We start from the raw sequence: 15,667 nt of genomic DNA on the forward strand, positions 1-15,667 counted from the left end.
GTTGGAGATCACCAGGTAGAGGATGGCGGCAGCTGCCACCAGTCCCACAACCAGCAGTCCCAGGTTTCTTCTCCTCGTGGTGTCTACTGCTACAGCTTGTGCCATTCCCTTGGCAGTATACCATATGGAACAATCTCTTCAAACTTCCAATACTTCTGGGGCTGGCTTTTTGGCATCTTACTACTCCTGCATTAGCTATCTGCTTGAGTTTCATTTGCTAGCTGATAATTGTAATTGCTTGATAACGAATCCGTGCCTTTTTAAGGAGCTATGCTTGGGGACTTGATAAAGGTTGAAGGAACATAGGCTGACTTACTGGATATTTAATTTTTAATGTTGGTAGCTGTTATCATAGAGCAAAGAGCGTTTGCTAGTTTGTGTTTGTAGTCACAAAGTGCGACAATAAGATGCAGGTAGCTTACAGAGAGATTATTTCTTGGTGACCTCTTACTGATATTTTGTGTACTTACAACCATGCTGCAAGGGGCTATATAAGACATGAGTGTTTTGAGCACCTTATTTGCTAATAAGGCAAAGAGCGATGGTACAACCCCTATCTGGTATCGACGTATAACCACCTTCAATGCTTTTGCTGTTTGGATGCTTATAGTACTTGGTGGCATAGTCCGGGTTACCGAATCTGGAACTGGTTGTGGTGCTTCTTGGCCTAAGTGTAATGGTCAATGGATTCCTCCATTTGAGTTTCATCCTATGGTGGAATGGAATCATAGGCTATTTGCTGTGCTCGTTGGTTTCTTGATGCTTTTCACCGTGCTCTCGACGCTGCTATGGTTCCGAAAGCCTCGTAGGTTGTTGGTTTTCGCTCTTCTTGCAGCTGCTTCCTATATAGCACAGGCCATATTGGGTGCTCTCACCGTTATCTTCGAGGTTGGTCATGGATGGGTGGCAGCCCACATGGGTAATTCTATGATCCTAATGGGCTCTACTATTCTCCTGGCCCTGTTTGCCAGAATAGGTGCAGTTCCTTTAAGTGAAAAAAGCGGATGGCTAAGATGGTTTGCCATCGCAACTCTGATATGGACGTATATAGCCCTCTTCTCTGGATCAGCCGTCATTGGTGAAGGCGCAGATATAGCTTGTCCTGCATGGCCTCACTGTAGCGATGCCAATATACTTCCTCAAAACTACTTGCAATGGGTGAACTTCGGCCATCGTCTGGCTGTCGGTGTGGCTGACATCTTAATGTTATTGCTTGCTATAGGTGTTTGGAGGAAGAGGCGAGGTGACCGTTTGGTGATGTCTGCCACACATGTATTGGCTATGTTCTATGTTTCTCAGGTGTTCATAGGGGCGTTCACGATCTGGACTAAGGCTTCGCCCGCAATGAAGGGGTTACATCTGGCTGTAGCTGCAGCTACTTGGGCAGCGCTCGTGGTTCTTGTAACCCTTATTTGGGTGGGAGAACCTCAGGCAAGCAAGATCAAGAGGGGGTCTAAGGGCCTGTCGCGGCGAGTACTTTCTAGGGTGCCAGAGCCTGTAAGAGCTTACTTCGCTTTGATGAAGCCCAGGATAATCCCTCTACTGCTTGTGCCTACCATCGCTGCGATGCTTATAGCGGCTGTTCAGCATCCACCTCAAGGCTCTCTGCTGGGGTTGATGTTCTGGACCGTTCTTGGTGGTATCTTGGCCACAGGTGGGGCACACTCCATCAACAACTTCCTGGATAGGGATATAGACGCCAAGATGAGGCGGACCAGGAATCGTCCTGTAGTTACCGGCAGGGTTAGCCCTGAGCGAGCCCTCTGGTTTGGTATTTTTCTTACCATCCTCGCCCTGGTTGAGATGTGGGTATTTGTGAATCCTGTGGCGGCGGTATTGGCTATACTAGGGAACTTATTCTACGTATTCGTCTACACAGCTTGGCTCAAGAGGACTACTACACAGAATATTGTTATAGGGGGGGCCGCCGGTGCAGTTCCGCCGTTAGTTGGTTGGGCGGCAGTTACAGGTGACGTTGGTCTACCGGCCATACTATTCTTTGCGATTATCTTCTTCTGGACTCCAGCTCATTTCTGGTCATTAGCTCTGGTTCGCCAGGAGGATTATAAAGCCGCTGGTATTCCGATGTTGCCCGTAGTAAAGGGCCAGGAAGCTACCATGAACGGCATACTAAAGTATGCCGTGCTGCTGTTTCTCAGTACTATCTTACCTTTTCTAACCCATTCCCTCGGTTATATTTACCTTGTTGTAGCTATATCTTTGGGATTGCTACTTGTCATCAGGGCTATTCAGCTCAAGCTGCATCCTGAGATAGCTTTAGCTTGGAAAGTATTCAAGTATTCGAACATATACCTAGCAATGCTTTACGCTGCCATGGTTATCGACAGGTTAATCGCTCTAAGATAACAATCCTTTCTGGAGGTAGAAGTTGAAGCTTCTTTGGGTCTTAAGGATTTGTCTATATATACAGCTTCTGCTTGGTATAGTCCGTTTCTTTGGGCCTAGAGTATCAGATTTCATACTTAACCAACACATATGGGAGTTACACAGAGGACTTGCTTTTGTTATAGCGATACTTGCCATTATCGCCCTTAGGCCCAAGCCAGGTGTTGAGAACAATAGTATACGGATTACAGCCAGATTTTTCCCCTTGCTACCTCTGCTTTTAGGTCTGGGGTTTATGCTGGGAATAGCTTATAGCGAATCCCTGGTAATCCTACATATGGTGTTGGGAATAGTCTCACTAGCCTTGGTGGAGATGGCTGCTGCTCGCGAGAGGAGATCTAGGGTAGCTAGCGCCTAGAATAATATAGACTTGGAGATGGCTATTGCCTTCCTCACACAAACCCCGCATAGTTTATATGGTGGGCAACGCCCATATAGATCCTGTCTGGCTTTGGAGGTGGAACGAGGGGTTTCAAGAGACCAAAGCCACTTTCAGATCTGCTCTGGATAGGCTCAAAGAGTATCACGATTTTATATTCACAGCTAGTTCTGCTGCTTTCTACGAGTGGGTCGAGAGCAACGACCCAGATATGTTCGAGGAGATACAGGAGAAGGTAAAGGGGGGGGGAGATGGCACATTTGCGGTGGCTGGTGGGTGGAGCCAGACTGTAACCTGCCGGGTGGAGAATCCTTTGTTAGACAAGGGTTATATGGTCAGAGATATTTTCTATCTAGGTTTGGTATTACTGCTAACATAGGCTACAACCCGGATAGTTTTGGGCATAACGCTATGCTCCCACAAATTCTGAGCAAGAGCGGGATACGATTTTATGTTTTCATGCGCCCTGGGCCGCATGAGAAGGAGTTGCCCTCGAGGCTGTTTTGGTGGAAATCTCCCGACGGTAGTTCAGTGTTGGCTTATAGGATACCTTACCCATACTGTACTGACGAGGGGGATTTGCGAGAGCATTTGTTGAATTGCATAGCAGACGATGATCTTGATATCTCTATGTGCTTCTATGGTGTTGGCAACCATGGTGGAGGTCCTACTCGCAGGAACATAGAGAGCATAATCTCATTGAGATCTGAAGAAGATTTACCTGAGCTTGTATTTGGCTCTCCCGATATGTTCTTTAACGCTGTTTCGGACTTAGCTCAGGATTCTCCCATTATCGAGGATGAACTTCAGCATCATGCCAGTGGTTGTTACTCTGTGCACTCCAGTATCAAGAGATTGAACCGATTGGCAGAGAACAGGCTGATAGTTGCCGAGAAGATGTCCTCTCTTGCCAATCTGTTACTTCGATATCCTTATCCGGGGGACTTTGATCGGGCCTGGAAAAACGTGTTGTTCAATCAGTTTCACGATATTCTTGCAGGCACGAGCATAGAGCTTGCTTATGAGGATGCTCTTTATACTTACGGTGAGGCTATTAGCATCGCAGATAGAAACCTTAATGCGGCGCTTCAGTCCGTATCATGGAAGGTTAACATAGAGGGTGATACGCACGGCCTGGAAGACTCCAAGGCAGTATTTGTTTTCAATCCTCACCCATGGAAGATTTCAGAGATTGTTGAGGTAGAGTCAAGCCTTAGAAAGGACCTGCAGTACGAATTGGTGGATGCTTCTGGAGGTATCCATCCTTTTCAATACGTTAAACCTGATGCTACCACAATGTCGCATCGTAAGATATGCTTTGTTGCTAATGTCCCAGCCTTTGGATGGCATACCTATATTCTTAGGCCAAAGTCCTCTAAATCACTTGATGAAGATACTAATCTGGTCACCTGTATTGCTGATGACCTTTGGATTGAAACGCCTAGCCTTGTCATGCATGTCGATGATTCTTGTGGAGGGATAGCTAGGCTGTTTGATAAAAGATATAACGTTGAGGTCTTTAGATCAACAGCCGCGCTTCCAGTGGTTATAGCCGACAACTCTGATACTTGGAGCCATGGAGTCTTCAAGTTTGATGATATATGTGGAAGATTTGAATTCACTGGGAGCAAGCTGGTTGAACATGGAAGTGTTAAGTCTGTAATTAGGACTGAAAGTCATTATGGGAATTCCATCTTAGTACAAGAATTCACCCTGTATCCTTGGAGAGATAGGATTGATGTGGAAGTTGTGGTAGATTGGCGAGAGAAGCATAAGTTGCTCAAGCTTGTTTTCCCAGTGAATTGGAATGCTGATTACGTGACATACGAGATCCCCTACGGGCATATTACTCGTCCTCTTAATGGAGAGGAGGAACCAGGACAATCATGGGTAGATATATCTGGTGTGTTGGAGTCTGGCCAGGAGTATGGTCTTAGCTTGATCAATGACTGTAAGTACAGCTACAGTGCGTTCGACAATGCACTTACTGTCACAGTACTGAGAAGTCCTGTTTATGCTCACCATGTGCCTGCTGAGCTAAATCCTGATGTTTCTTACACCTACATAGATCAAGGGATGCAGAGATTTAGATACACGCTGCTCCCGCATAGTGGCAGCTGGAGAGATGCCCGCACTCCGCTTGCTGCTGCACTACTCAATCAACCTCCTATCGCCATTTTTGAGTCCTTTCACTCCGGGTTGCTCCCGCCTACCTATTCGGCTATGGAAGTTTCTCCGAGTAATGTGATCGTCAGCGTACTTAAGAGGGCTGAGGATGGATATGGATATATCTTGAGGGCCTATGAGACGAATGGAGAAAGGGTTACTGCTAGAGTAAGGCTCTTCATGTTAGATCTGGATATTGAATTACAGTTTGCACCATATGAGATCAAGACCATTAGGATAGATCCTGAGAGCAAACAGTTTGAAGAGGTTAACTTGCTGGAGTTCGCCGAAGGGGATTCATGATTTCATTTCTTCCTCTGAACGACTAAGCCCTCGGATTCTCTCAACCTTCAGGAATACGTTGTTGCAAAGTAGATAGATAGTGTAAGCTCCTACACTCGGAGTTATTAGTACACTGAGAGGTAGAAGCCAGGCTAAGTAGATAACGCATATTGCTATCAAAATGTTGACCAAAGTTATGTGTGGGTAGCTGAGAGCATAGAGCAAAGAGTTGCGTACGATGTACAAGGATTTGAGTCTATAAGTTACTGCTACTGGGAAGATGTATACAGATGCTGCTAGATACAACAAGCAAATTATGCTGGTAAATGGTATTAGCAGTAGTTTGATTATCCCTGTCATATGATATATTGCGTATATGTCCAGGAGTAGTATTACCCCTAGTGGGATCCAAAAAGCACCTATAAACAAACTTTGTAAGAACTCTTTTCTTAGGTGTCTCAGAAAAGGAAAGAAGAAACCATTGTCTTTGCCAGTAATCCAGTCCTTTACCACTCCAAACAAGGCGGTAGTTGCTGGAAAGATTGTGAAAATTGGGGCAGCAACAAATAGCCAAAGCACATTCAGAAACAGGAAGTTAGCTAATACTTCAAGAGCTTTGTAGATCCGATTTTCGGTGACGTTCATGGTTCATAATCTTACAATAAGTAGCGATATTTTGCTTGTTTAGGAGGGTCTGTATGGATAGTCCTTATGATATACAGCTTGCTCGCATAGCTCGGAGGCTGGAGGAAATACGATTATGGCGCCATGCTATGGAGTATCCAGTTAGAGAGTGGACATTCATATCGAGCAAGCAGGAATACAGTCTGAGGTTGGGGGATTTTTGGCCTGTAGTTGAGACTCCGGTAAGGATGAAAGCTACTGCGGTAGTCCCTACCGAATGGAAAGGCAAGGCAGTGAACCTAGAACTTTGGCTTGGAGGAGAAGGATTCGTAAGCCTTTCCAATGGGGTAAAGGGCGGACTGGATCCCTTCCACAGGTCATACAAAATAGCAGATGTAGCTGAAGGTGGCGAGTCTATAGATATACATGCTGAGGTTGTGCCTAAGGGCATGTTCGGCCAGCATGTTAGAGAACCGAGAATTGAGTGGGCACAGCTGGTAGTTCCTCAGCAAGAAGTGATTGATCTGGATAGAGACCTCACAATGATTCTTGAGGCTGCTCGGCAGCTCGGAAATCACGAGGTGGTCCCCTACCTAATAAGTGCTGCTGAGGAGGCACTGGCTATCATCTCACGTTCCTGGCCCTCTAATACCGAGGTTACTGTGAGGCGTTTGCAAGAGGGGTACGAGAATCCCATAGGCAACGGTGTTACTATGGTGCCTCTAACCTACTTGCGAGAGGCTATAGATATAAATCCCTTCGATAGAGTTATATGGAACTTCCCTTGGTCTGATAAACCCGCGCCGCCTCTGCCTTCAGAGGCCATAGAAGCTATCGATGAAGCTCGGAGGAAGCTCAGGTCTCGCTTAGAAGAGATAAAAGAAAAATTCCCACCGCATGGTGCTATCGCCCTCACCGGACATGCTCATATTGACTTGGCATGGTTGTGGCCGTTGGCTGAGACCCATAGAAAAGTTAGACGTACTTGGTGGTCCGTAGTGAACCTGATGAAAACATACGAAGATTTCACTTTTAATCAATCATCTGCTCAAGCTTATGAGTGGATGGAGAATGAGGACCCCGAACTATTTCTGGAGATTCAGAAGCTCGTCAAAGAAGGAAGATGGGAGCCAGTTGGTGGTTCGTGGTGTGAGTCTGATTGCCAAATTACTGGTGGTGAGTCCTTCGTCCGACAGCTGTTTTATGGTCAACGCTACTTTCAGGAGAAGTTCGGAATAAGGAACGAAGTAGCTTGGCTTCCGGACGTATTTGGATTCTCCGGAGGTATACCACAGCTACTACTTGGTGCTGGAATCAAGAACTTCTTTACTATTAAGCTTACGTGGAATGATACTAATCAGTTTCCCTATCACCTGTTCTGGTGGGAGGGAATCGACGGTTCGAAGGTAAAGGCTCATATATTTTACAATCCAGGGCAAGGCTATAACGGACACATAGCACCCCTGGATATACTTGGTACTTGGCGCAATTACAAGGCCAAGACTCTGCATCCTGAGACACTACTGGCATTTGGTTGGGGAGATGGTGGTGGTGGGCCTTCGGCGCGCATGCTTGATAACTACCAGCGCCTCAAAGAGTTCCCGGCTATGCCAAGGTTGAGGATGGCGCACGTGGAGGATTACTTCGCATCATTACCAGATGCTCTTCCGAAGTGGTCTGGTGAGCTCTACCTGGAATTCCATAGAGGGGTGTATACATCTCAGGCTAAGCAGAAAGAACTGAACAGAGCCTCTGAACATAGACTTCTCGAAGCTGAGATGTTTGCTGCCATCGCTAGTCGTTACGGATACACTTATCCGAAGGAACAGTTTGATGCTGCTTGGAAGGACCTATTACTTTGTCAGTTTCATGACATACTGCCGGGATCTAGCATTCATGAGGTCTATCAGGACTCACACAGAATGTTGGAGAATGTAATATCCACCGCTGAAGCTATAAGGGACGAGGCCCTGGCTTTTATCGCTAATGCGGACTCTAAAGGCAATGAAGCGTATAGTATTCTCATAGCTAATGCCTCTCTCAAGGAAAGACCGCTGACACTGGTAATAAGAGACTTACCATCTGGAGCTACTCTGGTTGATCAGGATGGCAATACCTTACCATCTCAGCAGGTAGATGAAGGTGTTCTAATACATGCACCGACGAGTAGAATCCCTGCATGTGGATGGCAGGTATTCCAAACGTCAAGCGAGGCACCTGGCAAAGTAGAGACGGAAGATCAAGTGTATGTAAAACATGCTGGTGAGAAAATAACTGTTGAGAATGGATATTTATTGGTAGAGATAGACGCTGATGGTACCTTAGCCAGGGTTTACGATAAAGAGGTAGACAGAGAGGTTTTGCAAGGCAAGGGTAACCAAATTTGGGCTTATGTTGACAAGCCCCGTATGTGGGATGCCTGGGAGCTTGAAGCTAACTACACTGCAGAGGGTACACTCATAGATCAAGTCGATAGTATAGAAGTGCTGGAGGTAGGTCCGCTTAGAGTAGCGGTAAAAGTGGATAGAAGCTGGCGAAGCTCTAAGATAACTCAAATTTATAGATTGCTCTCATCCTCCAGAAGGCTAGATATAGAGACTCATATTGATTGGCACGAACGTAATGTCGTTCTTAAGGCTCATTTCCCACTAATGGTACATACAAGAACTGCTACCTATGAGACTATGTACGGTGTGCATCAGCGTTCTACGCACAGGAATACGTCTTGGGATGCAGCAAAGTTTGAGGTGGTAGCTCATCGTTTTGTGGATCTATCTGAGACCGATTATGGAGTAGCCATACTCAACAATGCTAAGTATGGCTACGGGGTTTTGGATAGCGATGTTTCTGTGACGCTCCTGAAGAGTGCCGTATATCCAGATGTAACTGCTGACGAGGGTGAGCATAGATTTATCTACAGCCTCTACCCACATGTCGGGGATTGGACGGAGGCTAACGTGGTTGAAGAGGCATTTTGGCTTAACAGTCCATTGGTATCTATTACCACGTCTGGGCAGAGTTCTAATACTAGTCGTTTCTCTCTGATAACTAGCGAGGGGTTGCCTCTGGCAGTTGGTGCTGTAAAGTTGTCAGAAGACGGAACTGGTTTGATAGTGCGGTTGTATGAGCATAGAGGTGCAAGGGGAACTGCAATATTAAGGTGTGGATTGTTACCAAGCTCAGTGCAAAGGGTTAACCTTCTGGAGGAACCAGATACAGAATCTGCCCAGCCCAAGCTCGAGGATGGAAAGATAGTCCTAAGAGTCAGACCCTTCGAAGTTATATCTCTTAGGTTGGAGTTCTAGTGCAATATATAGCTACCCCAAGAACGGTGCCGTTCTTGGGGTAGCTCTTGTTCTGTTATCTGGTGAAGCACAAATGCGAAGTAAGCAAGCTATTTGTTAGCGTCTGCTTGGATTGTATCTGTGTCTCGATTGCTGATGGGCAAAGAGAAGCTGAAGGTACTACCCTTGGAGGGTTCGCTTTCTACCCATATATGGCCACCGTGCGCTTCTACTATCAACCTGCTGATATACAGTCCGAGCCCTAAGCCTTCATTCCTTCCTCTATTGGTCCTGTAGTATTTCTGAAAGAGTTTGGGCACATCTTCTGGTTTGATACCTGGGCCTTGGTCCTTCACAGATATTATTAGACTATTAGATGATACTTTTGCTCTGACTATTACATCCGTTTCGGGTGTGGAATATTTCAGAGCGTTTGTTACAAGATTGCCTAGTACTCTCTCGATTCGATCTACATCTACGTCTAACGTACATCCACGCTCTATCACTAGGTGCACGCGGGAACGGTTTGCAGGTACAGTTACTCTTTCTATTGCATCTGGAAGCCATCTTTCTAAGTCTACCCTTTGAAGCTTCAGCTTGACAGCGCCCGCCTCTAGACTTGCTCTATCTAGTAGATTCTCTACCATGCGGGTAAGTTGTCTTCCCCCACCTATAATGGCATCTACATTACGCTCTTCTCTTTCAAGTCCCTTTTCCCTAAGTAAGGTCTTGAGTATTTGTGAGTGCCCTATGACCACCGATAGTGGCGTCCTAAGGTCGTGAGAGATCAGCGATAAGTATTCTTCTCTAGCTTGCTCTAGCCTGCGGAACTCCGTCATATCCCTAAAAGCTACTATTACTCCTATTGTTCGACCATCTAGGGTGATGGGAGAGGATGTGCAAGCAACCTGTATAGTTCCACCGTCTAGAGTACGAAAGGTACAATCATCGTTACGATAGATCTTCCCTTCCAATGGGACATTTACTAGGAGAGAATTGTCATGCCCTTCGACTGATACGAGTTCTACAAAGCTCTTGTTGCGAACTTCATTGAGGGTACATCTGAGCATTTGGCAAGCTGCTGGATTCATAAATGTGATGTATCCTTCTCTGTCCAGTGCGCATATGCCCTCTGCTAGGCTTGTAACCATGACGTCGGTCATGGTCCGTTGCTGATCCAGTGCCCGTTGCGTTATCTGTCTTGCTTCTACATGGTGGGCTAGAGCACGATAGACAGCGATGGCAGGCAGCAATAACAAAGGTAATGCCCACTTATTGGAGTAAGCTACTACTACTATCAGTGCCCCTATTGCTAGCTGAGATATATATTCCAATACTCCGAATCTGGCTCGTTCAGTCCAAATCTTGACTAAGCTCTTGCCTGCTTGGAGGGCAACCACCATTGATACCGCTAAGGTGTTGATTACAAAGATAGCTATTGCTGCCAGTACTAAAGGTATCCAAGAGTACAAAGTCCCAAGCTCTGGATTTAGATAGTCCCAGCCTAGGGCCATCAACAATAGAGCTCCGCAGCCAGCTTGTAACATTCTTTGAGATGCATTGAAAATAGTCTGGATGAAGGGTCGCTTAGTCAGGAGTTGAGCTATAACAGAGCCAGTGCCAGCTATTATCATTGCTACATATGGTTGAAACATAAGAGCAGAAGCGAAGATGACGCTGGTATCAAGGGTGGCTCTCGTACCGGCCGCGAACTCGAGGGGGAAGAGGCAGGCAGCTATCATGAAGACTATAAAAGTCAGTATTAGTATAAATCTCTCATAGCTAATACTATTTGTATGTGTAAGTGAGATTAAGAAAACACAGCATACTAAAGCTGCAAGAACAAGTACATATATCCTTACAGCTCTAGAGCTGTCTTTCATACGTATATTTCCAAGGTTGAACTAGTATTACTAGCCCTGCTAGGCGCCTTGGTTGTGCTTAGTAACTACTGCCGCCGAATGGTTATGGCTGTTAACTTTGCCCCATTCCCATCCAGAGCTACCTTGACGGTAAGTTCCCCATTCCCAACCTGTAGCTGCTGCTAGGGCCGCTATTAAAGCCAGTACTACTAATACTTTTCTTATGCGCTCGTCTATCTTCATTATTTTGCCCACCTTGTATCTAATCGTCCTTAGAAGGAGTATAAAACATATTTTACTGAAGTACTAGTACTTGTAGATAGCAGTCCTTGTTCCTGCAAGTTTACGAGTCTTTTACAAATGGTTGTGATTTGTTACCGCCGCTTTAATTCGTTCGTTTCTATACTCCTAACACCTAGTGAGCTTAATTCTGGAAGGAGTGTGAATCAAGGTGGGAAAGTACCCATGCCTGGATGAGAACAGGCGATATAGATCCTTTCCTTGTTCAGAGTGTTGGGCAGAGACCTGTATATTTGGGAAGAAGCCAGCCAAGAAGCCCAAGATTACCTTAGCACCTGGCCAGAAAGCCTGTGAGATATGCGGCACGCCTTATCAAGCATACGGAAAGAGCAAATATTGCTCTGATGAGTGTAGGCGTAAAGCTATATCTCAGCAACGTAAGAGAAGACGTACCAAGATATCTGACATGATTTACTAGCTCGGAGGAGAAAGGTTATGGCAATCAAAATAATTAAGGGCAGAACTAGGTTTGAAAGGGTAGCAGCATTAGAGCAGCTTAGCAACGATTGGTGGCAGCTACACAAAGCGGCTCAAGCTAGAAGATACGATTCAGTTATATGGCATCTGCATAAGATGAAGGTTTTCTCGAAGATGCACAAGATGTCTCTTCCCGAGATGTTAGTGGCAAGTGGCTCGATCAAATAGGGGTTAATTTCGTATAATATGATCTGGGCCGTTCGGGGGTCGTCTAATGGTAGGACAACAGACTTTGGATCTGTGAGTCGGGGTTCGAGTCCCTGCCCCCGAGCCAAGGGCTGAGGTATAGTGTCTCCTCAGCCCTTATTTTATGAGCCTACTTTTCTACTGGGCTTGTTGAGGCCCAAGCAATATCTAGCTCCTTATTTATTACCTCTTTGTGCCCTTTTATAACTTGGCTTGGGAAAACTTATTCTTCTCGTACGTACTCTCTATACTCTTGTGGGGTTAGAAGATTATCCAGCTCACTCTTATCCCTGGGTCTTACTTTGATCATCCATCCTTTGCCATAGGGATCCGTGTTTACCAGAGCAGGATCATCAGCTAGAGCGGAGTTAATTTCTACAACCTCTCCTGATATAGGACTATAGAGGTCGCTTGCTGTCTTGACAGAGTCTATGCTCCCAAAAATTTCCCCTTGTTGAACGGTGCTGCCCACTGCTGGGAGGTCAACAAAGACAACATCTCCAAGCTCCCTTTGGGCATAGTCTGTTATCCCCACTACAGCCAAATCATCTTCTATTCTAAGCCATTCGTGTTCTCTGGTATACTTCAGATCTTCCGGAATCAACTTTCCCCTCCTCTTTTTCTACTGTAGAACGGTAGTTGTACTATCTCAGCTTTTACTGGCTTGTTCCTAATTACTATGTCAATCATGGTACCTGTTCTTGCGAAGAGGCTTGGTACATACCCCATACCTATTGGTTTCTTAAGGGTAGGCGAAAATGTACCACTTGTGACAAAACCTATTTGCCTACCCTGTTTTTGTATGGGCTGTTCTGCTCTGGGTACTCCCATCTCAAGCAGAGTGAATCCTACTAGCTTTCTAGCTGGACCCAGCTGTTTCTCTCTCTCAAGCGCTTCTCTGCCTACAAAGTCTCCTTTATCCAGTTTTACTGCCCAGTCAAGACCTGCCTCATATGGATTGACCTGTTCGCTTAATTCATGTCCATAGAGCGGCATACCAGCCTCGATGCGTAATGTATCTCTTGAGCCCAGTCCTGCAGGTTTTAATCCTAAGCCTTTACCTGCATCGAGTAGAGATCTCCATACGTCTGTAGCTTTATCCCAAGGCAGGAAGATCTCGAATCCATCTTCGCCTGTATATCCTGTACGGGCTATAAGTGCATCGATCCCTGCTACTTCTCCTTGGGTAATGTGGTAGTACTTCAAATTTCGAAGATCGGCTGACGTCAACTTTTGTAGGATCTCCTCGGACTTGGGACCCTGTATTGCTATAAGAGCGGTCCTATCGGATACATCTTCGAGGTTCACTTTCTCGAAGCCCAGCTTCTGATGAGATAACCACTCTAAGTCCTTCTGGGTATTGGCAGCGTTTACAACCAACAAATATTTCTCTTCATCCAGCCTATATAGTATGGCGTCATCTGCTACTGAGCCATCAGTGTAAGGGATGAGTGTGTACTGAGCTTGTCCGATCTTCAGCTTTGCAGCGTTATTGGTGAGGCAATAGTTCAGGAAATGTACAGCATTTTCACCCGTTATCTCCAGCTCACCCATATGACTTAGATCAAAAATTCCCGCATTTGTTCTTACTGCTTGGTGCTCGACCATTACTCCTTCGTACTGTAATGGCATTTCCCATCCGGCGAAGTCGGTCATCTTTGCACCCAGTTTGAGGTGCTCATGGTATAGCGGCGTTTGCTTAGTGTTTTTACTCAACCTAGAAGCCTCCTATTAGTCAAACCGCGGCGTATTCTAGAATCACGAACAAAGAAAGTCAACTTATAAGAAAATTTTTACACATAACGTAATAGTATTGCCCCTAAACCCTTTCTAGGTATAAACAAGGTTCACAGACAAAATGGGCTGACCAAATCCTCAGTATGTGATAGAGTATTTGTCTGTAAGGAACTGCCAGGATGCTTAGCTGGCACAAGCATATGGCCACGGGAACGGAGAGGGGAATGGCAGTAAGAGAACAACGTCACCTTGCTATATCTGATTCAAACTTTGCATGGCTTCGTTTGGCAATAGTTTTAGTTACTGGTATGGCGTTGTTGGTTGGCATGATTAGGGTCGGCAGCCCTATGGTATGGCTAATCGTTGGTATAGCAGCAGTCTATGCTGTTGCCAACAGCTTCCTGGACCTCCATCGAAGATTTAGGAGTGTATTTACATACAGAACGTATGCTTTCCTAGATCTATTACTGATCACCCTGCTTGTCTACTTCACAGGTGGTCAGAATAGTCCTCTATTTCTGCTCTATGGCATACCCCTCTCTATAGCTGTTCTGAGATATGGAGCAGATGCCGGCGCTGCCTACTGCCTGGTGACTACGGCTCTCTATTCTTCAGCTGTTCTCTTCCACGGCCTCAATGGAACCTTCCATTGGTTGGCTCAGATTGGACTTCTATGGGCCTTGTATTTAGTTATGGCGTATGTCTACTACTCTGACGATACTCGTCAGGATAAAGCACGTCGTAGAGATGAACTTGGGGCCCTCCACAGAGCGGCAGCTGCGCCTATACATACAGGAGATATACCCACCGTCATAGGGAATATACTTAGCGGAGCTTTAAGTGCTACCAATTGCTGTTGGGCTGCGGTGTATCTTTATGAAGAAAAGGACGACCGTTTTACTGATTGTTACTCCCTTTCTTGTAGCGATCTCGATAGCGATGTAAAACATGAAACCCCTTGGGTAGCACCTTCAGATATCCTATATACGGTAATCTACACCAACTCTCCAAGAAACACTCAGGACATACTATCAGACAAGCGTTTCCAGAATTCTGTACTGAACAACGGTATTATTAGATCGGCAGTTATAATGCCGATGTTCGCTCCCGGCGCAAAGAGGGTGGGAGTTTTTGTGTTAGGGAGAGAAGAACCTCATAGGGTCTCGCAGCATGAACTGCGATTCGCATCTACATTGGCTGTTCAGGCAGCGGTCAGCATACATACTGCATTCCTATTTGAAGAGGCAAAGACTATTGAGGCTGCAAAAGAGGCTGATAAGCTTAGATCCCAACTCCTTGGGACCGTAAGCCATGAGTTAAGAACTCCCATTGCTGCTATTCAGGGGTTTGCATCCTCTTTGAAATGTGCAGATGAGGTTGAGATACCTAAGGAGATGCAGCAAGATTGGATCAATGAGATAGAACAAAATGCTGAGAGGTTGCGAAGATTAGTTACAGACCTTCTGGACCTATCCAGGCTCGAGTCAGGTGCGCTCAGGATGCAGATGGAATGGCAGGATATGAACGATGTGCTCGATGAACTAGCCCCTGACCTCCAAATGATAGCTGAAGATCGTAACCTTGTAGTGCAGGTCTCGGATACGCTTCCGCTTATCAAGTGCGATGCTGAGAGAATAGGGCAAGTCCTGCGCAACCTGGTCGAGAACGCTAGGAAGTTTTCTCCTCCTGGCAGTAACATCGTTGTTGGAGCTGAAAGATATGAGAATGGTATAAGAGTAGGTGTTCTGGACGAGGGAGAGGGGATACCTCCAGAATATCATGACAAGATATTTGAGCGATTCTTCCAAATAGAAGGGGCATCATTCAGACCTCAAAAGGGTACAGGTTTGGGTCTCGCTATTTGCAGGAATATAGTAGAGGCGCATGGTGGACGTATATGGGTGGAGAGTAGCCCTGGCAAGGGCTCCATATTCTACTTCACCCTTCCAGTTACTGGGAGCTAA

Annotated in this window: 11 protein-coding genes, 1 tRNA gene and 1 pseudogene; 8 read left to right on the plus strand and 5 right to left on the minus strand. The window is 45.9% G+C overall.

What is annotated here, in order from left to right; genetic code table 11:
- Positions 1-498: 498 nt before the first annotated feature.
- From N2245_RS04705 to N2245_RS04720, 4 genes and pseudogenes are all read left to right on the plus strand, one after another.
- Complete coding sequence (locus tag N2245_RS04705; protein ID WP_494535582.1) at positions 499-2,367, plus strand: heme o synthase; 1,869 nt, start codon at positions 499-501, stop codon at positions 2,365-2,367.
- A 22-nt stretch (positions 2,368-2,389) separates the two neighbouring features.
- Positions 2,390-2,764, plus strand: a complete 375-nt coding sequence (locus N2245_RS04710) for a hypothetical protein (RefSeq protein WP_494535583.1) — start codon at positions 2,390-2,392, stop codon at positions 2,762-2,764.
- A 58-nt stretch (positions 2,765-2,822) separates the two neighbouring features.
- Positions 2,823-4,741, plus strand: a pseudogene (locus tag N2245_RS04715) (alpha-mannosidase); the annotation flags it as partial.
- Between the two features lie 267 nt (positions 4,742-5,008).
- On the plus strand, positions 5,009-5,254 hold the full coding sequence (locus N2245_RS04720; protein ID WP_494535671.1) for a glycosyl hydrolase-related protein: 246 nt from the start codon (positions 5,009-5,011) through the stop codon (positions 5,252-5,254).
- On the opposite strand, the gene N2245_RS04725 is transcribed toward N2245_RS04720, so the two are convergent.
- Positions 5,249-5,878 carry a YesL family protein gene (locus tag N2245_RS04725; RefSeq protein WP_494535584.1) on the minus strand — a complete coding sequence of 210 codons (630 nt, stop codon included), beginning with the start codon at positions 5,876-5,878 and terminating at the stop codon, positions 5,249-5,251. The genes N2245_RS04720 and N2245_RS04725 overlap by 6 nt on opposite strands.
- A gap of 53 nt (positions 5,879-5,931) precedes the next feature.
- Between N2245_RS04725 and N2245_RS04730 the strand changes: the two genes are divergently transcribed.
- Positions 5,932-9,162, plus strand: coding sequence for an alpha-mannosidase (locus N2245_RS04730; RefSeq protein WP_494535585.1), 3,231 nt, complete (start codon positions 5,932-5,934; stop codon positions 9,160-9,162).
- Positions 9,163-9,251: 89 nt separating this feature from the next.
- Here the strand turns inward: N2245_RS04730 and N2245_RS04735 are convergent, their stop codons facing one another.
- Together N2245_RS04735 and N2245_RS04740 are read right to left on the minus strand one after the other, a co-directional pair.
- Positions 9,252-11,024, minus strand: coding sequence for a sensor histidine kinase (locus N2245_RS04735; RefSeq protein WP_494535586.1), 1,773 nt, complete (start codon positions 11,022-11,024; stop codon positions 9,252-9,254).
- 39 nt (positions 11,025-11,063) lie between these two features.
- The gene (locus N2245_RS04740; RefSeq protein ID WP_494535587.1) at positions 11,064-11,246 is read right to left on the minus strand and encodes a hypothetical protein; all 183 of its coding nucleotides are present in this window, start codon (positions 11,244-11,246) and stop codon (positions 11,064-11,066) included.
- A gap of 492 nt (positions 11,247-11,738) precedes the next feature.
- Between N2245_RS04740 and N2245_RS04745 the strand changes: the two genes are divergently transcribed.
- Both N2245_RS04745 and N2245_RS04750 read left to right on the plus strand, forming a co-directional pair.
- Positions 11,739-11,948: a hypothetical protein gene (locus N2245_RS04745; RefSeq protein ID WP_494535588.1), complete on the plus strand. Its 210-nt coding sequence runs from the start codon at positions 11,739-11,741 to the stop codon at positions 11,946-11,948.
- A 32-nt stretch (positions 11,949-11,980) separates the two neighbouring features.
- Positions 11,981-12,054, plus strand: a tRNA-Gln gene (locus tag N2245_RS04750).
- 135 nt (positions 12,055-12,189) lie between these two features.
- On the opposite strand, the gene gcvH is transcribed toward N2245_RS04750, so the two are convergent.
- The gene (gene gcvH / locus N2245_RS04755) at positions 12,190-12,570 is read right to left on the minus strand and encodes a glycine cleavage system protein GcvH (protein ID WP_494535589.1); all 381 of its coding nucleotides are present in this window, start codon (positions 12,568-12,570) and stop codon (positions 12,190-12,192) included.
- The gene (gene gcvT / locus N2245_RS04760) at positions 12,567-13,682 is read right to left on the minus strand and encodes a glycine cleavage system aminomethyltransferase GcvT (RefSeq protein WP_494535590.1); all 1,116 of its coding nucleotides are present in this window, start codon (positions 13,680-13,682) and stop codon (positions 12,567-12,569) included. Before gcvT ends, gcvH begins: the two co-directional genes overlap by 4 nt.
- A 245-nt stretch (positions 13,683-13,927) precedes the next feature.
- On the opposite strand from gcvT, the gene N2245_RS04765 reads away from it, so the two are divergent.
- Positions 13,928-15,667, plus strand: a complete 1,740-nt coding sequence (locus N2245_RS04765; protein ID WP_494535591.1) for a GAF domain-containing sensor histidine kinase — start codon at positions 13,928-13,930, stop codon at positions 15,665-15,667.

The organism is Thermobaculum sp. T2p (assembly GCF_059335935.1).